The 20,339-nt window shown below is 61.8% G+C and carries 17 protein-coding genes and 1 tRNA gene; 13 read left to right on the top strand and 5 right to left on the bottom strand.

The genetic code is table 11. The features are described from left to right. The first annotated feature begins 10 nt into the window (after positions 1-10). Both Q0L62_RS06700 and Q0L62_RS06695 read left to right on the top strand, forming a co-directional pair. Positions 11-349 carry a hypothetical protein gene (locus tag Q0L62_RS06700; RefSeq protein WP_296678179.1) on the top strand — a complete coding sequence of 113 codons (339 nt, stop codon included), beginning with the start codon at positions 11-13 and terminating at the stop codon, positions 347-349. A 51-nt stretch (positions 350-400) separates the two neighbouring features. Then, positions 401-484: transfer RNA gene (locus tag Q0L62_RS06695), tRNA-Leu, on the top strand. A 34-nt stretch (positions 485-518) separates the two neighbouring features. On the opposite strand, the gene Q0L62_RS06690 is transcribed toward Q0L62_RS06695, so the two are convergent. Further along, positions 519-1,019: a hypothetical protein gene (locus Q0L62_RS06690; RefSeq protein WP_296678176.1), complete on the bottom strand. Its 501-nt coding sequence runs from the start codon at positions 1,017-1,019 to the stop codon at positions 519-521. A 183-nt stretch (positions 1,020-1,202) separates the two neighbouring features. Between Q0L62_RS06690 and Q0L62_RS06685 the strand changes: the two genes are divergently transcribed. The 6 genes from Q0L62_RS06685 (at position 1,203) to Q0L62_RS06660 (ending at position 9,971) form a co-directional block, all read left to right on the top strand. Then, positions 1,203-2,588, top strand: a complete 1,386-nt coding sequence (locus Q0L62_RS06685; protein ID WP_296678174.1) for a TIGR03013 family XrtA/PEP-CTERM system glycosyltransferase — start codon at positions 1,203-1,205, stop codon at positions 2,586-2,588. A gap of 65 nt (positions 2,589-2,653) precedes the next feature. Beyond that, positions 2,654-4,708, top strand: coding sequence for an XrtA/PEP-CTERM system histidine kinase PrsK (gene prsK, locus Q0L62_RS06680; protein ID WP_296678171.1), 2,055 nt, complete (start codon positions 2,654-2,656; stop codon positions 4,706-4,708). After that, positions 4,708-6,072, top strand: coding sequence for a PEP-CTERM-box response regulator transcription factor (gene prsR / locus Q0L62_RS06675; protein WP_296678169.1), 1,365 nt, complete (start codon positions 4,708-4,710; stop codon positions 6,070-6,072). The genes prsK and prsR overlap by 1 nt, the downstream gene beginning before the upstream one ends. A 4-nt stretch (positions 6,073-6,076) precedes the next feature. Further along, on the top strand, positions 6,077-7,846 hold the full coding sequence (locus tag Q0L62_RS06670; protein WP_296678165.1) for a tetratricopeptide repeat protein: 1,770 nt from the start codon (positions 6,077-6,079) through the stop codon (positions 7,844-7,846). 69 nt (positions 7,847-7,915) lie between these two features. After that, complete coding sequence (locus Q0L62_RS06665; protein ID WP_296678164.1) at positions 7,916-8,974, top strand: CaiB/BaiF CoA-transferase family protein; 1,059 nt, start codon at positions 7,916-7,918, stop codon at positions 8,972-8,974. Positions 8,975-9,017: 43 nt separating this feature from the next. Continuing rightward, positions 9,018-9,971, top strand: a complete 954-nt coding sequence (locus Q0L62_RS06660; protein WP_296678161.1) for a bile acid:sodium symporter family protein — start codon at positions 9,018-9,020, stop codon at positions 9,969-9,971. Here the strand turns inward: Q0L62_RS06660 and Q0L62_RS06655 are convergent. Then, positions 9,958-11,028 (bottom strand): DUF475 domain-containing protein, encoded by a 1,071-nt coding sequence (locus tag Q0L62_RS06655; protein ID WP_296678158.1) that lies wholly within the window; start codon positions 11,026-11,028, stop codon positions 9,958-9,960. The two genes, Q0L62_RS06660 and Q0L62_RS06655, sit on opposite strands and share 14 nt — an antisense overlap. Before the next feature lie 46 nt (positions 11,029-11,074). Next, positions 11,075-11,944 (bottom strand): 3-methyl-2-oxobutanoate hydroxymethyltransferase, encoded by an 870-nt coding sequence (gene panB, locus Q0L62_RS06650; RefSeq protein ID WP_296678157.1) that lies wholly within the window; start codon positions 11,942-11,944, stop codon positions 11,075-11,077. Positions 11,945-12,100: 156 nt separating this feature from the next. On the opposite strand from panB, the gene Q0L62_RS06645 reads away from it, so the two are divergent. Further along, on the top strand, positions 12,101-13,636 hold the full coding sequence (locus Q0L62_RS06645; RefSeq protein ID WP_296678155.1) for an amino acid permease: 1,536 nt from the start codon (positions 12,101-12,103) through the stop codon (positions 13,634-13,636). A 75-nt stretch (positions 13,637-13,711) separates the two neighbouring features. Here the strand turns inward: Q0L62_RS06645 and Q0L62_RS06640 are convergent, their stop codons facing one another. Continuing rightward, positions 13,712-14,188 (bottom strand): pyridoxamine 5'-phosphate oxidase family protein, encoded by a 477-nt coding sequence (locus Q0L62_RS06640; RefSeq protein WP_296678153.1) that lies wholly within the window; start codon positions 14,186-14,188, stop codon positions 13,712-13,714. A gap of 142 nt (positions 14,189-14,330) precedes the next feature. On the opposite strand from Q0L62_RS06640, the gene Q0L62_RS06635 reads away from it, so the two are divergent. Both Q0L62_RS06635 and Q0L62_RS06630 read left to right on the top strand, forming a co-directional pair. After that, entirely contained in the window at positions 14,331-15,065 is a 735-nt protein-coding gene (locus Q0L62_RS06635; RefSeq protein WP_296678150.1) for a hypothetical protein, read from the top strand. Between the two features lie 19 nt (positions 15,066-15,084). After that, positions 15,085-16,608 carry a DUF6504 family protein gene (locus Q0L62_RS06630; protein WP_296678276.1) on the top strand — a complete coding sequence of 508 codons (1,524 nt, stop codon included), beginning with the start codon at positions 15,085-15,087 and terminating at the stop codon, positions 16,606-16,608. A gap of 3 nt (positions 16,609-16,611) precedes the next feature. Here the strand turns inward: Q0L62_RS06630 and Q0L62_RS06625 are convergent, their stop codons facing one another. Continuing rightward, the gene (locus Q0L62_RS06625) at positions 16,612-17,505 is read right to left on the bottom strand and encodes an alpha/beta hydrolase (protein ID WP_296678147.1); all 894 of its coding nucleotides are present in this window, start codon (positions 17,503-17,505) and stop codon (positions 16,612-16,614) included. A 138-nt stretch (positions 17,506-17,643) separates the two neighbouring features. Here Q0L62_RS06625 and Q0L62_RS06620 point away from each other — a divergent pair, with 138 nt between their 5' ends. Together Q0L62_RS06620 and Q0L62_RS06615 are read left to right on the top strand one after the other, a co-directional pair. Continuing rightward, the gene (locus Q0L62_RS06620) at positions 17,644-18,891 is read left to right on the top strand and encodes a putative DNA modification/repair radical SAM protein (protein ID WP_296678143.1); all 1,248 of its coding nucleotides are present in this window, start codon (positions 17,644-17,646) and stop codon (positions 18,889-18,891) included. Beyond that, positions 18,888-20,339: a UdgX family uracil-DNA binding protein gene (locus Q0L62_RS06615; protein ID WP_296678139.1), complete on the top strand. Its 1,452-nt coding sequence runs from the start codon at positions 18,888-18,890 to the stop codon at positions 20,337-20,339. The genes Q0L62_RS06620 and Q0L62_RS06615 overlap by 4 nt, the downstream gene beginning before the upstream one ends.

Raw genomic sequence — 20,339 nt, 5'->3', positions numbered from 1 at the left:
GGGCGGAAGAATGTCTGGGGATCTCTTTGTTGAAGGGATTGGACTGCTGATAGCGGCAGCCGCGGCGCCGCTTTTGCCAACGCACACTGTGACGCTTGCCGATGCGGTGCCATCGCAAAGCGAAGCAGTTGCCGGCACCCCAGCGACCGCTGCGCAGCGCGCGCGGACCAGAGACGAACGCATCGGTGCGGTGGCCTTGCGCGGATTTCCGAGTGCGGAAATCTGGACGCCGCCAGCCAAGTCGTGGGGCGACCAGGCTTACGGGCCGGTGCTGGAAGTCGGCGCGCTTGGTGCGCGGCGCTCAAACCAGCCCGATCTGGCGCACGTGACGATTGACTGGCAATTTTAATTCCATCGCTTGAACCGGAACGCCGGGACGGCTAAGCGCGCATCCTGTCGTGCCCCTGTGGCGGAATGGTAGACGCGAACGACTCAAAATCGTTTGTCGAGAGACGTGCCCGTTCGAGTCGGGCCAGGGGCACCACGACGCTAGCTTCAGACGTTGCAATTGCGCTTCATCAGTCCGCTTGGTTGGCGTTCGGGTCAGCTCGCATACGGGCCAGACGCTTCAACTCTTCTATCTGTTCCTTGGTCAGTTTGAACGCCTTGCTCCGCGCCTTGAGCAGGTTAAGCGGCAATTTGGCGGGCCCTGGCGCGCTTGCGCGCGCAATGGCGCGTTGCATTTCCGCCTGATCCGGTCCGGCTGCAACGCTCGACGGGGTCCATTGCGGAGCGCTGCCCGGGTTACCAACGTCAGGCTTATCGTTGAGCTTTTCGTAGCCTTCGCCGCTATCTTGATTTTCGGCGACCGCATCGCGCCGTATCGACCGGGTTCCAACCTTCGCAGCTTCGGCCTTCAGCAAAGTGTTGCGCGCCTCGCGGGCTTTGACGGCTTCAACAAGCTGCGAGTTCTCGCCATTGGAAAACATGGCAAGCAGGGCCGTCGCGATAATCGTGATCAGCGTAAACTGCTTCATCACCTGAGGTGACAGCTGGACGGTGGGAGCGCGGCGCCGCATGCGGGGGGCTTAGCGGGGGAAGGTTAACCGGCCTTCACCGCGCCATGGTTAGCGAAATCTTACCGCAAATCGCGGTGTTCTGATCGTGTCACACCCTTAACCAAAGTCTGTAAAGTTTACCGACATTTTACACTCGGCCGTTAGGCCCGGACAGGAGATCACAAGGAAGGCTGCCGTGGGTCAATGATCCGGCTGTTCAAACACTACGTACCGCATGCCGTGCTGTTGCTTGGCCTGGTCGATTTCGTGCTGCTGTTTATGGCGGCTGACCTTGCTTGGCAGCTGCGCGCATCGCAGATAAATATTGCGGTAGGCGGCTTTGCCCAGCGCATCTGGCCATCCCTTGGCTTTGCCGTGACTATCCAGACAGCGATGATAGCTGTGGGCGTCTATGGCCTTGATGCCCTGCGCTCGCTGCGTCATGCCGGCGCCCGGCTGCTGGTGGCCGTGGGTTTGGGAATAATCGGCCTCGCATTTTTGAACTTCCTGTTTGGAGCCCAGGCTTTCTGGCGCTCGACCTTGGCCTATTCAATGGTGCTGGCTATCGTTTTGCCCCTGTTGAACCGGTTATTGACGGGCCGTCTGCTTGGGGCAGAGGCATTTCGCCGCCGCGTCCTCGTCCTTGGTGCGGGAAACCGCGCTGAACGCTTAAGGCAATTGTCCGAACGCCCGGAGAGCGGCTTCGTCATTGTCGGGTTTGTTGCGATGACTGATGCAGCACCGGTAATCGACACGTCAATCAACCGGGCCGCGATTGCCAACCTGACCAAGCATGTCGAAGTTCTGGCGGCCAGCGAAGTCGTGTTGGCACTGGAAGAACGGCGCAATTCTCTGCCGCTTGGCGATTTATTGCGGATCAAGACTACGGGCGTTCATGTCAACGAGTTCGCCAGCTTCATGGAGCGGGAAACCGGGAGGGTCGATCTTGATACCGTCAATCCCAGCTGGCTGATCTTTTCCGACGGCTTTTCATCGGGAAGGGCGATTTCAGGTGCGCTGAAACGAATTTTCGATATCGCCGCGAGTTCGCTTTTGCTGTTGCTGACCGCGCCAGTCATCGCGCTTTTTGCCGCTCTGGTTAAGTTGGACAGCACGGGGCCTGCCTTTTTCCGCCAGCGCCGCGTCGGGCTTTACGGAGAGGACTTCGATGTCATCAAGCTGCGTTCGATGCGCGTCGATGCGGAAGCAGGCGGCGCGCAGTGGGCCGTCGAGAACGATCCGCGCGTAACGCGGCTGGGACATTTCATTCGCAAATCGCGGATCGATGAACTGCCTCAGACCTGGACGGTGCTGAAAGGGGAGATGAGCTTTGTCGGCCCGCGCCCCGAACGGCCCGAGTTTGTCGGCGACCTTGAAAAACAGCTGTCCTATTATGCCGAACGCCACATGGTGAAGCCCGGCATCACCGGCTGGGCGCAAATCAACTATCCCTATGGAGCCTCGATTGAGGACGCGCGCCACAAGTTGGAATACGACCTTTATTACGCCAAAAATTACACCCCGTTTCTTGACCTTCTGATCCTGTTGCAGACGCTGCGGGTCGTGCTGTGGCGCGAGGGGGCGCGGTAGGCATGGCATTCGGCAGCGAAGGGTTGTGGTCCACCGTAGCGTCGCTGGCATGGCAGGCTGGCGCTATGTCCAGTACAATCGCTGCGGCGTGGCTGCTGGTCGTGCCTCGCCGTTACGGCCCGGCGCGCCGACCGCTGAGCGCTGCACTGGCGATGACCGCAGTCTGGGCAATATGCGGGATTTATAACGGCATCCACGCACCGGCTACCGCGCTGCTCGACGCGGCGCGCAATCTGGCCTGGCTGTTCGCTCTGTACCGGTTGTTTGCAATCGATGGCCGCCACACGTCAATGGCGCCGATCCGGCCAATTTTGGCTGCCGTGGCATTTGTCGAGCTGCTTTCCGCAGGCGGCGTGATGGCGCTGGTCAGGGCGGCACCGGGTGCGGCTGAACCGGTCGGCTTTCTGACATTCGTCTCGCTTGGGTTACTGGTGACGATTGGCGGTCTGGTGCTGGTCCACAACCTTTACGGCGCCGCTTCTGCACAGGCACGTCTGTTACTGCGCTGGCCAGCATTGGCCATGGCGCTGCTGTGGGGTTTCGACCTGACCTATTACGTGATTGCCTATCTTTCAGGGGCGAGTCCCGACGTGCTTGACGGCCTGCGCGGCGCGCTTGGTGTGGTACTGGCCGGGCTGGTGGTGCTGGGCGCGCGCGACGGCAGTGAGCAAATCCGTTTCCGCCCATCACATGCAGCAACGTTCCAAAGCCTGTCGCTGCTGCTGATCGGCGGGTATCTGGTAGTGCTGGTCGCGATTGCCCAGTGGCTGGCTTTTTCGGGCGGTGATTTTTCCGCGCGGATGCAGATCGGCCTGGTGGCGCTGGCCCTGCTGACCGCGCTTGCGATGCTGCCGTCAAAACGGCTGAGGGGCTGGCTGCGTGTATCGCTGAGCAAGCATTTGTTTGCGCACCGGTTTGACTACCGCGCCGAATGGCTGCGCTTTACACGCACGATCGGACAAGCTGGCGGTGCATCGGCCACGCTGGAGGAGCGCGCCATCCGGGCGCTGGCCGATATTACTGAGAGCCAGGCCGGGTTGCTGCTGACCCGCGGCGAGGATGGGATGTTTGAACTTGCTGCGCGCTGGCAATGGCCGACTGCCGAAGTACCGGTTGCAGCACTTGACGCGGTGACCGTAAGCGCGTTCGAAAGAACCGCTTTTGTTGCCGATATCGACGCATTGCGTGACGGCGTCCCCAATCCCGAAAAATGCCCGCCTCTACCCGACTGGTTGCTGGCTGAACCGCGCGCGTGGAGCGCAGTGCCGCTGCTGCATTTCGACCGGATGGTGGGTCTGGTTGTGCTTGCCCGCCCTGCCTATACCCGTTCGCTCGACTGGGAGGATTTTGATCTGCTGCGGGTAGCAGGCCGTCAGCTGGCATCATACCTGGCTGAGAACAAAGGGCAGGAAGCACTGGCCGAGGCGAGCCGGTTCGACGATTTTCATCGCCGCATCGCCTTTGTCATGCACGACATCAAAAATCTGGCGAGCCAGCTTAGCCTGCTGGCCCGCAACGCAGAGCTCCATGCCGAAAACCCGGATTTCCGTGCTGACATGCTGCTGACGCTGCGCAATTCTGCTGATAAGCTGAACGCCCTGCTGGCGCGTCTATCGCGCTATGGCCCCCTTTCGGTGCAAGTTCTTGCTCCGGTTCGCGCTGACGAAACGGCAAAACGCACCGTGCAGCAATTTCGCGGTGTCCACGCCGTTTCGGTGGTCGAAAGCGAAGTCTGTGAAGTGTCCGCTGAAGCAGATTCGCTGGAACAGGCGATTCTCCACCTGGTTCAGAATGCCGTTGATGCAAGTATTGACGGCGGCCCGGTGTTCGTCCGTGTGGCGACTGATAACCTCAACGGAATAATTGAAATTGTCGATTCTGGTGCAGGCATGAGCGCCGAGTTCATTCGCAGCCACCTGTTTAAGCCTTTTGTCTCAACCAAAGCCGGTGGGTTCGGGATCGGTGCCTATGAAGCACGCGAACTGGTCCGCGCCATGGGCGGCCGGCTTGACGTTGAAAGCCGCGAAGGCCTGGGGTCACGCTTTACCATCCGCTTGCCGTTGGCTGCCGCAGCGGCGCTGCGCAAAACTTTTGAAGATGTTGGCAAGAAGGTCGCCTGATGCCTGATACAAAACCAAAACTGTTGATCGTCGAAGATGATGCCGGACTGCAGGCTCAGCTAAAGTGGGCCTATCCCGATTTCGACGTCATCATCGCGGGCGACCGCGCCACGGCGATCAACGCGCTACGCTCGGAGGAGCCGGCCGTGGTCACGCTTGACCTTGGACTGCCGCCCGATCCCGATGGCACAAGTGAAGGCTTTGCCGTGCTGGACGAAATCATGGCCCTGAAGCCCGACACGAAGGTGATCGTCGCTTCAGGACATGGCGCGCGGGAAAGCGCGCTGCAGGCGATCGCCAAGGGGGCCTATGATTTCTACCAGAAGCCGGTGGATATCGAAGCACTTGGCTTGATCGTACGTCGCGCTTTCGAGCTGCACAGAATTGAGGCGGAAAACCGCCGCCTTGCCGTGCGATCGGACGGCGACAACCGCGTGTTGGGCCGGATGATCACCAGCGCGCCCGAAATGGTCAAGGTGGCCAGGACAATCGAACGCGTGGCCAACACCAATGTATCGGTGATGCTGCTGGGAGCCAGCGGCACCGGCAAGGAACTGCTAGCTCGGGGGCTGCATGAGGCCGGTGACCGGCGCGACGGCGCGTTCGTGGCAATCAATTGCGCGGCCATTCCCGAAAACCTGCTGGAAAGCGAATTGTTCGGCCACGAAAAGGGTGCGTTTACCGGCGCGGTCAAGACCACTGAGGGTAAAATCGAATTGGCCCATGGTGGCACCTTGTTCCTAGACGAAGTGGGCGATATCCCCTTGCCACTGCAAGTCAAATTGCTGCGGTTCCTGCAAGAACGAGTGATCGAAAGGATCGGATCGCGCAAATCCATCGCGGTCGATACCCGCATAGTTTGCGCCACCCACCAGGACCTTGAAGCGATGATCGCCGACGGACGGTTCCGCGAAGACCTGTTCTACCGTCTGGCCGAAATAGTCGTAAAAATCCCGAGCCTAGCTGAACGACCCGGCGACGCGGCGCTACTGGCCAAAGCGTTCATGGCACGCTTTGCCCGCGAGATGAACCCGCAGGTCAAGGGTTTCTCTGCCGATGCACTGGCCGCGATCGACGCCTGGCATTGGCCGGGTAACGTGCGCGAACTGGAAAACCGCGTGAAGCGGGCGGTCATCATGACTGACGCCAAGCTTGTCCACGCCCACGATCTTGACCTTGCGGCAGACGAAGCGGAGGACAGCCAGGTGCTGAATATCAAATCGGCGCGCGAGGCAGCTGATCGGCGGGTTATTCGCCATGCCCTGGCGCGCAGCGAAGGTAATATTTCGAGTACCGCCAAATTGCTGGGGATCAGCCGGCCCACGCTCTACGATCTGCTAAAACAATACGACATGCAGGTTTGACGGCTTGGGCCGAGCGTTCAACCTAGCTGCGGCACTTGTGCTGCTGACTGCCCCCGGGTTTGCAGGAGCAGGAGATACCGCACCGCTGCTGAGCGAGGCGCACAGCGCCTTGGAGCGGGGCGACGGAATCGCTGCCGAAATTGCCTTGAAGAAAGCCCAGGATGCGGGGGCAAGCCGCCCCCAGATCGCAGCACCCATGGGGGAAGCACTGATCATCCAGAACAATCTTGTTGGGGCACGAAAGTGGCTTGGCGAGGGTCGATTTGCCGCCAATGACGCCGGGTATGGCTGGCGGATGCTGGGAATGCTCGAACGGTTTTCAGGCAACCTTGCTGCTGCTGAAGAGGCATATCAGCGCGCCGCAGCGATGGCCCCCGATGACCCGCTGGTATGGTCCGACATCGGCCGTCTGCGGTTCAGCCAGGGCGATCAAGTTGGTGCGGTGGGGGCGGCCAACAAGGCATTGCTGGCGGATCCCGATAACCCGCGCGCTTTGGAATTGCGCGCCCAGATGCTGCGTGAGCAGGCCGGCTGGGAGGCTGCGCTTCCCCTTTACGAACGCGCGTTACTGAGAGCGCCGAAAGACATTGATCTGTTGGCCGGCTATGCCGGAACACTGGGTGAGGCTGGACGCATGCGCGACATGCTGACCGTGACCCGCAGCATGATCGCGCTCAACGCAAAGGACCCGCGCGCCTGGTTCTATCAGGCGGTGCTGGCTGCCCGCGCCGGGAATGTTGATCTGGCCCGCAGCCTTTTGGACCATACGCGTTCCAGGTTTGACGGAATGCCAGCCGGCCTGCTGCTGCGCGGCGCGCTGGAACTTGAAGCAGGCAATGCGAACGTCGCGGTAAGCTTGTTGGATGGCCTGATCCAGCGTCAGCCCGCCAACAGTACCGCGCAACTGCTTTTGGCCCGCGCCCTTTATGAAGCTGGCGACACGCGCGGGCTGCTGGGGCGCTTTGCCGGATTGGCAGGCCGTCCCGATGCCTCGTCCTATCTCCTTGCCCTGATGGCCCGCACGCTGGAAGAACAAGGTGACCGCGCGGGTGCTGCGCAGTATCTTGATCGCCTTGCCAAGGCCGCCCCTGCGCCGGTCATGCCAGTCGCTGAACACGGATCTGACGATGTCGCAGGAGCCGTGCGGCGCCTTATCGCCGGCGGCAATTTCGCCGCAGCCAATTTAGCGGCTGTGAATTATGCAAAGCAGCGGCCGGGCATGTTTGAAGCCTTGTCGCTGGCGGGCGATACCTCGCTGGCACAATCCCAATCGCTGCCCGCGCTGGATTACTACCGCCGCGCAATGGCGGTCCGCTTTCCTGATCGGATGCTGCTGCGCAGTGTCGAGGCACTGGAGCGCAGCGGGCGCGGATCGCAGGTGCCCGCAGTGGTGGTCGGCTATCTTGGCGCCTGGCCGAGCAGCCGCCTTGCTGCGCGCCTTGCAGCGGGACACGCGGCCTATGCTGGTGATTGGGCGCACAGCCGGTTGCTTTTGGAAACGATAGTCTTGCGGACGGGAACGCGAGATGCCCGGGTAATGGCTGATCTTAGTCTGGCGCAAACGGAGAGCGGCGATCCCGAAATGGCGCTGGTATCGGCTGAGCGGGCCGCGCTGTTGCTGCCGAACAGCGGTTTTGCTGCGCAGGCGTGGGGGCTGGCGTTGGTGGGACTGAACGCCGAGCCTGACGCAGCTCGCGCGTTGTTGACCAAGGCGCGCCGGATTGACGGTGACAACCCCCGCATTGCCGCCGCGCTTAAGGGGTTGGGCAAATAGCCCTCTCGACAAGCGACACTCATGGCCTAATAGAAATTTCATCGATCGATTAAATTTCGAGGGATGAGGATGGCTGGCGTACTTTCTGGGGTAACCGTTATCGAATTGGCCGGGATCGGCCCTGGTCCATTTGCGGGCATGATGCTGGCCGACCACGGTGCGAGGGTGATCCGAGTGGAACGGCCTGGTAGTGGTGGCCGGTTCGGCGATGGCGGCAACCGGGATATCCTTAACCGCAACCGTGAGCGGATCGAGCTGGACCTCAAAGACCCCGCGTCAATTGCCCAGCTCAAGGATATGGCCAAGGATGCCGATGCACTGATCGAGGGTTACCGGCCCGGTGTGATTGAACGGATGGGAATCGGCCCCGACCTGCTGCTGGCAATCAACCCCAAACTGGTGATCGGGCGGATGACCGGATGGGGACAGCATGGCCCGATGGCGCCGCTGGCCGGCCATGACATCAACTATATCGCTTTGTCCGGCGCGCTTCACAGCTATGGGCGCAAGGGGCAAAAGCCGACCTTTCCGGTCAACGCCGTTGGCGATTTTGGCGGCGGCGGGATGATGCTGGCCTTCGGTGTGGTGTCCGCGATCCTTCACGCGCGTAGCGGCGGGCCAGGCCAAGTGGTTGACTGCGCCATGGTGGACGGTGCAGCGATCCTGTCGGCGATGACTTATACATTCCTGGGCAATGGACAATGGCAAGACGAGCGCGGAGTTAACCTGCTCGATAGCGGGACGCACTTTTACGACACCTACGAAACAAGCGACGGCAAGTTCATCTCGCTTGGCTCGATTGAGCCGCAGTTTTATGCACTGCTGATGGAGAAAACCGGTCTGGCCGGAGACGGCGACTTTGCCCAGCAGATGAATCCTGCCAAGTGGGACGACCTTAAGGCCCGGATGACCGCGCTGATCCTGACGAAGACGCGCGACGATTGGTGCGCGATCATGGACGGGACCGACATCTGTTTCGCCCCGGTGCTCAGTCTCAAAGAAGCCCCCACGCATCCGCACAATGTTGCCCGGTCAACATTTGTCGAAGATGGCGGCATGATCCAGCCCGCGCCCGCACCGCGCTTTTCCGCAACGCCAGCCCCGGCGCCCAATCTGGCGGGACGCTGAGCACGGTTGCCTTGGAGCGGATGTTGCGCAATTGCGCCGCGGCATGAGCTGGACATCTCGCATCGATCCGATGGTCCGGCTGTTGGCGGTTGCAATCGCCCTGGCTGTCCTTGCGCCGGTTCACGGCGAGGGTCGCGCTACGGCCCAGTTCGTCGCCAACGCAGCGGTGTTTCTGCTGTTCTTCCTTAACGGGCTGCGCCTCCCCCGCAGCGAGGTATGGCAGGGCATGGGCAATCACCGGCTGCTGTGGCCGCTGATCGCCTGGGTATTCGGCGGCATGACGCTAGCTGGATGGCTGGTGTGGCAGGCGGGGCAGGGATGGATGCCGCCGCTGATAGCGCTAGGCTTCCTCTACTTAGGCTGCCTTCCTTCGACTGTTCAGTCGGCCACAGCCTACTCATCATTGGCGGGGGGAAATGTGGCGAGCTCGGTAGTGGCGGCCGCGCTCCTCAATATTTTGGGCGTGTTCGTTACGGCACCGCTGTTTTCCCTTCTTGCCGGCGGGCAGGGCGCAGGCTTTCACACCGATGGCCTGATCAAGGTGGTGACTATCCTGCTTGTGCCCTTTGTGCTGGGCCAAGCGCTTCAAACCCGGTTCGGATCGTGGGTCGCGGGGCACCGTGCGCTGGTTACCTGGATGGACCGCTGCTCAATCGCGATTGCGGTTTATGTGGCGTTTTCAGGGGCGGTCGCGCAGCGGTTCTGGACCCAAGTGGACGGCGCGGGCTGGCTATGGCTAACGGGAGGAACCGTTTTGTTGCTGTTGATCGGCCACGCAGGCGCGTGGCTGCTAGGCGGCGCAATGGGGCTTGATCCTGCCAACCGACGGACCATGCTGTTTGCTGGCGCGCAGAAAAGCATAGCCATGGGTGCGCCGCTGGCCACGGTACTGTTTGCACCGGCTGCCGCGGGGATCGTGCTGCTACCCATTCTGCTTTATCATTTGGCGCAGCTGGTAATCGCCGCGCCGCTGGCCGCGCGTCTTAGCCAGCCCTGATCACGCTGGCATTGCCGCTATCAGGGTGTCGCCGCTTGTGGCGGATCGACCACCAAAGCGAAAGGCCGATCAACACCGCGCCAATCAGCCCGGTAACCGATTCGGGTATATGGAACCGCGCTGACAGCAGCATGATCGCGCCCAGTACGATGATCGCCCAAAAGGCTCCGTGCTCCAGATAGCGATATTCCGCCAAGGTGCCCTGCTTGACCAGATGGATGGTCATCGAGCGGACGAACATGGCACCGATCGACAGCCCAAGCGCGATCACCACCATGTTATTGGACAAGGCAAAGGCACCAATCACGCCGTCAAAACTAAACGAGGCGTCCAGCACGTTAAGGTAGAGAAACCCGCCCAGACCTGATCGCACTATCACGCCGTTCACCGCCTTGGTCTGGTCCCGCATTTCCAGGATCGTGCTGATCGCCTCAACCGCGATAAAGCTGACCAGGCCAAGCGTACCTGCAACCATGAAGGTAAGCGCTTCATCCTGCGGCAGCAGGCGCGAAATGAGATAAAGTACGAGCAGAAGCAGTGCGATTTCGGCGGCCTTGATGTTGGAAACCAGCGCCAGTTTTTTCTCAATCCATTTCAGCCAATGAATGTCTTTTTCGCCGTCGAAGAAGAACGATAGACCGACCATGGCCAGGAATGCCCCACCAAACCCCGCAATGCCAACGTGCGCGCTGCTGACGATCCGTTCGTATTGGGCCGGATTGTTGAGCGACAGTTTCAGCGCGTCAACCGGGCCCAGACCCGCCGCAATAGCTACGATTGCCAGCGGGAATACAATCCTCATCCCGAATACGGCAATCACCATGCCCCAGGTAAGGAAGCGCTTCTGCCAGATATCGTCCATGTCCTTGAGCACAGCGGCATTGACCACCGCGTTATCGAACGAAAGCGATACCTCAAGGATGGCCAGGACCAGGATGATCCACAAAAGCGACGCCGTCGCAGCCATGCTGCCGCTTTGCGACCAGCCATACCACGCACCCAAGATTAGGCAGACGACCGTGAAAAAGATCGAGCCCTTGTAGAATCGCATCAACATCAATTTGTCCTGGTATTGGCGGCAGTTCCGGCCTGGCTGCTTCGGATCATTTTGGTTGGTAGGTTTGGTCGATCCCCGGAAACGCACGGATACGAACTTCAGTTGCATAGCGTTCTGCCGCTCCGGCTATGGTTGCGGCGATATCCTCGTAACGTTTGACGAAACGCGGTACGCGGTCGAACATCCCCAGCATGTCTTCGGTCACCAGAACCTGCCCGTCGCACTGGTTGGAAGCGCCGATGCCGATGGTGGGACAGCCAACGGATTTGGTCGCTTCAATTGCGATCGGCTCGACCACGCCTTCTATGACAATTGCAAAGGCACCGGCCTGATCCAGTGCCACTGCATCGGACACGATCTTCTTGGCTTCTGCATCGCTGCGTCCGCGAGCATTGTAGCCGCCCAGCGTGTTGACCGCCTGCGGGGTCAGGCCAACATGGCCCATCACCGGCACGCCGCGCTGCGACAGGAACGAAACCGTTTCGGCCATGACCGCGCCGCCTTCGAGTTTTACCGCCGAGCATCCAGTTTCGCTTAGGATCCGCGCCGCGCTTTCCAGCGCCTGTTCGGGCGAGCGTTCATAGCTGCCAAACGGCAGATCGACCACAACCGCTGCATGATAGGACCCGCGCACCACCGCCGCGCCGTGAGCGATCATCATGTCCAGCGTAACCTGAAGGCTGCTGGGCAAGCCATAGATAACCTGACCCAGGGAATCGCCGCACAGCAACAGATCGCAGTGCGCGTCGAGTAGCTGGGCCTGCCGCGCGGTATAGGCAGTAAGCATGACCACCGGCTCTGCCGTGACCCCGTTTTCCTTGCGCAATCGGATCGCGGGGATGGACAACCGGCGCAGTGGGGCCGGGGTGGGATGCGCGCGGCTGGTAGCCGTATCGAGCTGGTAGGTGGTGGACATGGGGCAGGGCCATAGCCGAGGCGGCAAAGCTGGGGAAGGCTTGGTGTTTAGCGCTTGCCATCGGCTCGCTTGCCGCTAGCTTCCGGCGCCATGTAAGAACAAGCGGTCGCACGCTCAAACTCTTGAGCGATGGGACCGCCAGACTAGGGGAAATGCATGTTCGGCCGCGTAAAACCGCTGGATGCCATTCTGGCGACCGCCGAAAAGAAATCGCTTCATCGGTCCCTTGGCGCCTTCCAGCTTACCATGTTGGGTATCGGCGCAGTGATCGGCACCGGGATTTTCGTATTAACCGCAGAAGCCGCGCAAAAAGCAGGGCCGGGCATGATGCTCAGCTTCGTCATTGCCGGATTCGTCTGCGCCGTTGCAGCGCTTTGTTATGCCGAAATGTCGGCGATGGTGCCGGTTTCGGGCTCTGCCTATACATACAGCTATGCCGTGATGGGCGAATTGATTGCCTGGATGGTGGGTTGGGCGCTGATCCTCGAATATGCGGTGGCGGCCGGCGCGGTCAGCGTCGGGTGGTCGGGCTACGTGGTCGGCCTGATAGAGAATGCGCTGCATATCGACATACCCGATCTGCTGGTACGCGGACCGTACGATGGCGGGATGATCAACTTGCCTGCAATGTTGATTGCCGGTCTGGTTACCTGGCTGCTGGTGATCGGCACCAAGGAAAGTGCCAGCGTCAACGCTGTGCTGGTCGCCATCAAGGTTTCTGCGCTTACCCTGTTTGTCATCCTGGCATTGCCGGTGATGAAGATGGAAAACTTCGAACCGTTTTCGCCGTTGGGCTTTAGCGGGATTGGTGCTGCAGCCGCTTCGATCTTCTTCGCTTATGTCGGGTTCGATGCTGTTTCGACCGCGGCAGAGGAAACCAAAAATCCTCAGCGCAACATGCCCATCGGTTTGATCGGCAGCCTTGGCATTTGCACGATATTCTATCTGCTGGTCGCAGCCGGGGTAATCGGCTCGGTCGGCGCGCAGCCAGTCATGGGTTCGCCGGGCGTTGGCCTTGAACCCGGCAGCCGCGAACTTGCCGCTCAGTGCGCCGCGATGGGCGATCAGGCAGTGGTCTGTTCCAAGGAAGCCCTTGCCTGGACGCTGCGCGAAATAGGCTGGCCGCAGATCGGAAACCTGATTGGTCTTGCTGCCGGCCTGGCGCTGCCTTCGGTCATTTTGATGATGATGTTCGGACAGACCCGCATCTTCTTCGTGATGAGCCGTGATGGTTTGCTTCCGGCGATGTTCTCGAAGATCCACCCGCGCTACAATACTCCGGCCACGATCACGATTATCACAGGTATCGCGGTCGCGCTGTTTTCTGCGTTCTTTCCGGTTGGCCTGCTGGCCAACATATCGAACTCGGGAACGCTGTTTGCTTTCGCCGCCGTTTCGATCGCTGTGCTGGTTATCCGCCGCACCGACCCTAGCCGGCATCGTCCGTTCCGGACACCGGCAATCATGGTTACTGCGCCGCTGTCACTGCTCGGCTGCCTCTATCTGTTCTACAAACTCGATGTGAAAAGCCAGATGCTGTTCGTTGTCTGGGCTGTGATCGGGCTGGTTGTCTATTTCGGTTACAGCCGCAGCCGCAGTCATGTCGGGCTTGGTCTGGTAGAAGTGCACGAAACCGATGCCGATGTGCCGCCTCAGCCCGTGCCGCCGATTTCGTCGGATCGTGAAGACTAAGCTTGTTTGAGTTCACCCCCTGAAAAGGGCCGCTTCCCAAGTGGAAGCGGCCCTCTTTTTTTATGACTCTAGGTGTTAGAGCGCTACTTCGGCGTAGCCGCCCTTCATATCGTCACGCACGTTCATGCCCATGGCCATCTTGGCAACGTTTAGCAGGCCCATTTCGCCTGACCAGATAGATGCGTCTCCCAGGTCCATGCGCAGAAGAAGGGCACTGGCCTTTCCTTCGGGAAACCAGGCTTCAACGAAATTATTCCATAGCGCGTCCTTTCGCTCGGCGCTGGTTTCCTCGGTCAGTGTGCCGGAGAAACGGGCGTGAAGGTCGTGTCCCTTGCTGCTGTAGGTGGCGGTGGCCGGACCCATTTTGGCAAAGCGGTTGTCGCGGCTGGTGAAAAACCAGATTTTGTGATGCGCATCCTTGTCTAGCTGTGCCGTCATCGGTGCGGCGCTATCGGGATCGGCGTCAAGCTGAAGCATCACATAGGGAGAACTGGCCAGTTCCTTCCAGAACTTGTCCTTCAGTTCATCAGCGTTGCCCTGGTCGTATTTCATGATGGTCTCCTGCGTTGGGGATAGTGATTTAACGACAGGCAGAGGCCCTGGGTTCCCTTGCCCCTTGGGCCATGCGGCAAGACGTTCGCACGGTCTTGCGAATCGTGATGTATGAGAACATAAGCGGAACACTGATTCTCTTATGGCACCCTTACACACCCCTCTCGCCGCCTTTGCGCGCCGCCCTTTGCCGCTGCCACGCGGCGTCACGCCGGCCGATGCCCGGGGCTGGCAGCCTGGCAAGGCGGACGCCCCCCTGCATGGCGAGATTTTTGCCTCCTCGCGCGAAGGCGGCGGGGCGGCTCTGGCCCTGGCCTTGGTGCTTGACCAGATGGCAGCGCAGGATGTGAACCCTGCGGCCGACGTGCCCGATCAGCGCGCTTGGTTGTGGGTTCAGGATGCAGGGGCCGTGCGGCTGACTGGACGGCCCTATCGACCGGGATTGCCCGCTGCGCTGCGCCACCGCCTGGTCCATGTCTCCGCCAAGAACCCCGAAGATGCGCTGTTTTCCCTGGAAGAGGGATTGCGTTGTCGCGATCTCGCCTTTGTCATAGGCGAAGTGGCGGGCAATCCTCGCGCGCTCGATTTCACTGCCTCGCGCCGGCTCAGCCTGGCGGCAGAGCGGCACCGCGTGCCGTTGTGGCTGGTGCGGATCGATGCGCAGCGGGATCTGTCATCGGCGCGGCAGCGCTGGGATGCGCGCGCGGCACCCAGCTTGCCACCGCGCTGGAATCCGCAGGGTCCCGGCAGTGCGGCGTGGCAGGCACAGCTGTTCCGCGCACGCAGCCATCCGCCCGGCGCATGGCTGCTGCACGATCAGGACGGCCGCTTGGCGCTGAGCGTTGCTGGCGATGCTGCCGCACTGCAGGTGTTCTGATCCGGTGTCCCGGCGCATCATGGCGATCTGGTTCGCCCGGCTGGCGATCGACCGCTGGCGGCTGGGCGAAGGGGTGCGCGGGGATGTGGACGATGCTGCCGCCCCGCTGGTCTTGATTGCTGATACCGCGCACGGACCGCGCATTACCGCCGCCACCCGCGCCGGACTGGATGTGGGCGCGCGGCCGGGCATGATGCTGGCCGATGTCCGGGCGCTGTGCCCCGCCATCGCCGTGGCTTCAGCCGATCCGACGGGCGATCTGGCCTTGCTGGAACGGCTGGCGCTGTGGGCGCAGCGCTGGGGGCCGTGGTCGGCGCTTGATCCGCCCGATGGGCTGGTGATTGATGTGACCGGCGCTGGCCATCTGTTCGGGGGCGAGGATGCACTGCTTGCCGATGCCCGCCAGCGTTTGACCGCGCGGGGGCTTTCCGCCCGGCTGGCCATTGCCCCCACTGCCGGGGCGGCTTGGGCGCTGGCGCATTACGGGCCCGATTGCGCCATTTTGCAGCCTGGCGGCAGCCTCGAAAGCCTGCCCGTCGCCGCCTTGCGCCTTGACCCCGCAGTACTGACCGTGCTGCGCCGCCTTGGGCTGAAGCGGATCGGCGATCTTTCGGGCGTGGCGCGCGATGCCCTGGCACGGCGCTTCCGCAGCGCCCATGCTCCGGCGGCCAATCCACTGATCCGGCTCGATCAGCTAGTAGGGCGCACCCCCGAACCCCTGCTGCCGGTCTTCGCGGTAGAGGCGCCGCTGGTCCAGCGCCGGTTGATGGAGCCGATCCGCCATCGCCCCTTGCTCGACCGTGTCCTGCACGACCTGTGCGCCGATATGGCGCGGCTGCTAGAAGGCCAGGCCCAAGGCGCGCGGCGGTTGGAACTGGCGCTGTGGAAGGTGGATGGCGAAGTGGTTTCGCGCCAGCTCGAACTGGCTGCGGCCAGCCGTGACGGAGCGCATCTGGCGAGGCTTTTCGGGCGCAAGCTGGATGATGTTGATGCCGGGTTCGGAATCGAACTGGCCCGCCTGCGCGCGCCCTGGACTGAACCTTTGGCCTTGGCGCAAAAGGATTTCGAGGCTGGTGCAGAGCAGCACGGCACCAGCCTAGCGGCCTGTATTGACCGGCTGAGCGTGCGTCTGGGCGAAGCGGCGATCCGCCGCCCGGTGCTCCACGCCAGCCATGTTCCGGAACGCGCCCAACGCTGGGTGCCAGTGCTGGACGGTGCAGCTGCGCAGCAGGAAAATCTGGCTTTCCATGCCCGTCCGCTCAAGCTGCTTGACCGGGCCGAACCGATCGCAGTGCTCTATGCCAGCCCGGTTGGTCTGCCGCGCCGGTTTCGCTGGCGCGGACACGTTCACGAGGTCGCGCGGGCCGAAGGGCCGGAACGGATTGCGCCGGAATGGTGGCGCGAACGATCAACCGTGCGGCTGCGCGATTATTACCGGGTCGAGGATGGTGAGGGCAGGCGCTACTGGATTTACCGCCACGGCCTGTCAGGGGACGGGCGTGGCGGCAATCCGGAATGGTATCTGCAAGGGCTCTATGGCTGATCCCTAGAGTTGCGGCAGGACCAATGCCTCACGGGTCATTTCGTCCAGCACTTCCTGGTTCCGAGGCGTCTCCTCACCCGACAGGAAAGCAAGAAGATCGTTGGTCAGCCGCTCGGTCTGCGTGGCGAACAGTCCGTGCGGCTCGCCCTCGTATTCAATCAGGTGCGCACTTTGGACGCGGCGCGCCACTTCATGGCCTGTTGCGGCAATCGGCACTGTTTTATCAGCAGTACCGTGGATGACTAACGTCGGCACAGTGAAGTGCGCCAGGTCGGGGCGGAAATCGGTAGAGGCAAAAGCCTTGGCCGCGGCCAGTGTCGGGCGAAGACCAGCCTGCATCGCCGTGGTCCAGGCCAAATTCAGCACCTCCTCGCTGACCGGGTGAGCCAGCATGCCGATGCCGAAAAAGTCCTTGAAAAAGCCACTGAAAAACTTCGCCCGGTCATCCAACATGCCTTGGGTCATCTGGTCGAACGTGGCTTGGGGCACGCCATCAGGATTGGTATCCTCCTTGAGCATGTAGGGTACTACCGACGAAATCAGCGCAGCCTGGCTTACTCCTTTACCGCCGTGCCGCGACATGTAGCGGGCAATCTCTCCGCCTCCCATCGAAAAACCGACCAGCGCCGCGTCAGCCGCAACGCTGTAGTGCTGCAACACTACGGCCAGATCGTCAGCCAACGTATCATAGTCGTAGCCACCCGAAGGCTGGCTTGACCGCCCAAATCCGCGCCGGTCATAGGCGATGGCTTTATACCCCGCTTCGGCCAGGGCATGACTTACCGGATCCCAGCTATCGCTCGACAACGGCCAGCCGTGGATCAGGATCACCGGACGCCCTTCGCCCCAGGCCTTGGAGTAGATGTGGGTTCCGTCGGCAGTCTCGATCATGTGCATTTCAAATCCTTTTCTGGAGTGAAAGAAAATGCACCGAGCGTGCATAAAGTTCCACAAAAGCGATGCTTTGCGACGAATTACTCGGCGTTTCTGCACAAAGGACTCGCCACCTCCAAAGTTGGAACATATAAGGAACGAATGTCGCAACCAAATCTGATGGAACGCCTTGGCATCCTCGCCGATGCTGCCAAGTACGATGCTTCGTGTGCTTCTTCCGGTACGTCCAAGCGAACCAGCAAGGGCGGCAAGGGCGTGGGCTCGACCGAGGGGATGGGCATTTGCCATGCCTACGCGCCGGATGGTCGCTGTATTTCGCTGCTCAAGATTCTGCTGACCAACCACTGCGTGTTCGATTGCCATTACTGCATCAACCGCAAGAGCTCGAACGTGCGGCGCGCCCGGTTCACCCCGCAGGAAGTAGCCGATCTGACTATCGCCTTTTACAAGCGCAACTATATCGAGGGGCTGTTCCTCTCTTCCGGCATCGTCAAGAACTCCAGCCACACGATGGAGCAGCTGATCGAAACTGCGCGGATCCTGCGCGAGGAGCACGATTTTCGCGGCTATATCCATTTAAAGACCATTCCCGAGGCGGAGCCGGAGCTGGTCCACCGCGCAGGGCTTTATGCCGACCGTGTCTCGATCAACGTCGAGCTGCCCACGGTAGCAGGCCTGACCCGCCTGGCCCCCGACAAGAAGGTCGAGGTGATCGAAGGGGCGATGAGCGATCTCAAGGCCTCGATCATCGAGGCGAAGGATGCGAAAAAGCGCTTTAAATCAGCCCCCCGCTTCGCCCCCGCCGGGCAATCGACCCAGATGATTGTTGGCGCTGACGATGCCAGCGATGCCGCAATTGTTGGCAAGGCCAGCACGCTTTATTCCAGCTTCCGCCTGCGCCGGGTTTACTATTCGGCTTTCAGCCCGATCCCCGATGCCAGCGCGGTGCTGCCGCTGCAGCGCCCGCCCTTGATCCGTGAGCACCGGCTCTACCAGTCGGACTGGCTGATGCGGTTTTATGGTTTTGCCCCGCACGAGGTGCAACAGGCCGCAGACGAGGCGGGAATGCTGCCGCTCGACATTGATCCCAAGCTGGCCTGGGCGCTCAAGTTTCGCGAACAGTTTCCGGTCGACATCAACCGTGCCCCGCGTGAGGCGCTGCTGCGCGTTCCCGGGCTGGGCACCCGCGCGGTGGGCGCAATCCTGGCCGCGCGGCGTCAGCGCCGGTTGCGGCTGGACGATGTTGGCAAGCTGACCGTGTCGGTGGCCAAGATCCGCCCGTTCATCGTTGCGGCCGATTGGCGTCCGGTCCTGCTCACCGACCGCGCTGATCTGAAGGCCTTGGTCGCCCCGCGCCGGACCGAACAGCTGGAACTGTTCGCGGCATGACCCAGCTGTTCCGCGATGCCCGGATCGGCGATGCCTGTGTGGTGGCGCTGGCCGCGCCCGACGATTTTGCCGGCTGGCGCGAACAGGCGCGGCGGCTGGTCATGGCCGAAGTCCCGCCTGACCGCGTGATCTGGCAGGTGCCGGGTGAGGGCGGGGGTGATCTGTTTGCAGGCCCCGGCAATGCGCGCCGTCTGCCTACGCCGCCGCGCGATGCGCCGCCGCCGCGGGTGCCGCGCGCGTTCCTCGATCTGGCCGGCAAGGCCGCGCTGCATCGCGATGAGCAGCGCCATGCCTTGCTCTACCGGCTGCTGTGGCGGTTGCAGACCAGGCCTGGCCTGATGGAGGATGCCGCCGACGATGACGTGCGCCGCCTTCAGATGCTGGCTCGTACCGTGCGCCGCGACATCCACAAGATGCGCGCCTTCGTCCGGTTTCGCGTGATCGCGGACACGCAGGGTGAGCGCTATGTCGCCTGGTTTGAGCCGGAACATTACATTTTGCGCGCCAATGCTGCGTTCTTCGTCAATCGTTTCACTCAGATGCAATGGACCATCCTGACCCCGCAAGGCTCGATCGACTGGGACGGTGAAACCCTGCGCGAAGGCCCGCCCGCCGCGCGCAGCGATGCCCCGGCCGAGGATGCCGCGGAAGACCTGTGGAAGACCTATTACGCGTCCATCTTCAACCCTGCGCGGCTCAAGATCGGGGCCATGCTTAAGGAAATGCCCAAGCGCTACTGGAAGAACATGCCCGAGGCCGCGCTGATCCCCGCATTGGTCGCCGGGGCCCAGGCGCGTGAGGCGCGGATGGTCGAAACCGGCGCGGCACTGTTTACCGAAGACCGTCCTGACAGTCTTGACGCCATCGCAGCAGGTGTTTCCGCCTGCACCCGCTGCGCGATCGGTTGCAACGGCACCCGCGCCGTGGCGGGCGAGGGGCGCGATGATGCCGCATTGATGATCGTGGGCGAACAGCCCGGTGACAGCGAGGAGCAGGCCGGGCGGCCTTTCATCGGCCCGGCCGGACAGGTCCTGCGCGGACATCTTGAACAGGCCGGGATAGATCCGCAGCAGGCGTGGCTGACCAACGCGGTCAAGCATTTCAAGTTTGTCATGCGCGCGCCTGCCAAGCGGCGGCTGCATCAGAATCCCTCGGCCAAGGAGATCGACACTTGCCGCTGGTGGGTGGAGAGCGAACGCCTGCTGGTCCGCCCCAGACTGGTCCTGGCGCTCGGGGCCAGCGCGGCGCGGTCGGTGCTGGGCAAGACGGTCAGCGTGCAGAAGGTGCGCGGGGTGCCGCATCGGCTGGATGACGGGGCCGAACTGTGGATCACCACCCATCCGTCCTATCTGCTGCGTCTGGATGATGCGGCCCGCGCGGGTGAAGAGGCGCGCTTTGCCGCCGATCTGGCTGCTGCGCAGGCTCGCCTGCGTGAGCTGGCCGGGTGA

The sequence above is a fragment of the Novosphingobium sp. genome (assembly GCF_024642085.1).
GTDB lineage: Bacteria > Pseudomonadota > Alphaproteobacteria > Sphingomonadales > Sphingomonadaceae > Novosphingobium.
This window is presented reverse-complemented; position numbering and strand designations above follow the sequence as displayed.

What these genes read in the sequence shown, in the direction of transcription:
- Q0L62_RS06700 (WP_296678179.1), top strand. Translation starts at nt 11, where the DNA reads ATGTCTGGGGATCTCTTTGTTGAAGGGATTGGACTGCTGATAGCGGCA.
- Q0L62_RS06690 (WP_296678176.1), bottom strand. Translation starts at nt 1,019, where the DNA reads ATGCGGCGCCGCGCTCCCACCGTCCAGCTGTCACCTCAGGTGATGAAG.
- Q0L62_RS06685 (WP_296678174.1), top strand. Translation starts at nt 1,203, where the DNA reads ATGATCCGGCTGTTCAAACACTACGTACCGCATGCCGTGCTGTTGCTT.
- prsK (WP_296678171.1), top strand. Translation starts at nt 2,654, where the DNA reads ATGTCCAGTACAATCGCTGCGGCGTGGCTGCTGGTCGTGCCTCGCCGT.
- prsR (WP_296678169.1), top strand. Translation starts at nt 4,708, where the DNA reads ATGCCTGATACAAAACCAAAACTGTTGATCGTCGAAGATGATGCCGGA.
- Q0L62_RS06665 (WP_296678164.1), top strand. Translation starts at nt 7,916, where the DNA reads ATGGCTGGCGTACTTTCTGGGGTAACCGTTATCGAATTGGCCGGGATC.
- Q0L62_RS06660 (WP_296678161.1), top strand. Translation starts at nt 9,018, where the DNA reads ATGAGCTGGACATCTCGCATCGATCCGATGGTCCGGCTGTTGGCGGTT.
- Q0L62_RS06655 (WP_296678158.1), bottom strand. Translation starts at nt 11,028, where the DNA reads ATGTTGATGCGATTCTACAAGGGCTCGATCTTTTTCACGGTCGTCTGC.
- panB (WP_296678157.1), bottom strand. Translation starts at nt 11,944, where the DNA reads ATGTCCACCACCTACCAGCTCGATACGGCTACCAGCCGCGCGCATCCC.
- Q0L62_RS06645 (WP_296678155.1), top strand. Translation starts at nt 12,101, where the DNA reads ATGTTCGGCCGCGTAAAACCGCTGGATGCCATTCTGGCGACCGCCGAA.
- Q0L62_RS06640 (WP_296678153.1), bottom strand. Translation starts at nt 14,188, where the DNA reads ATGAAATACGACCAGGGCAACGCTGATGAACTGAAGGACAAGTTCTGG.
- Q0L62_RS06635 (WP_296678150.1), top strand. Translation starts at nt 14,331, where the DNA reads ATGGCACCCTTACACACCCCTCTCGCCGCCTTTGCGCGCCGCCCTTTG.
- Q0L62_RS06630 (WP_296678276.1), top strand. Translation starts at nt 15,085, where the DNA reads ATGGCGATCTGGTTCGCCCGGCTGGCGATCGACCGCTGGCGGCTGGGC.
- Q0L62_RS06625 (WP_296678147.1), bottom strand. Translation starts at nt 17,505, where the DNA reads ATGCACATGATCGAGACTGCCGACGGAACCCACATCTACTCCAAGGCC.
- Q0L62_RS06620 (WP_296678143.1), top strand. Translation starts at nt 17,644, where the DNA reads ATGTCGCAACCAAATCTGATGGAACGCCTTGGCATCCTCGCCGATGCT.
- Q0L62_RS06615 (WP_296678139.1), top strand. Translation starts at nt 18,888, where the DNA reads ATGACCCAGCTGTTCCGCGATGCCCGGATCGGCGATGCCTGTGTGGTG.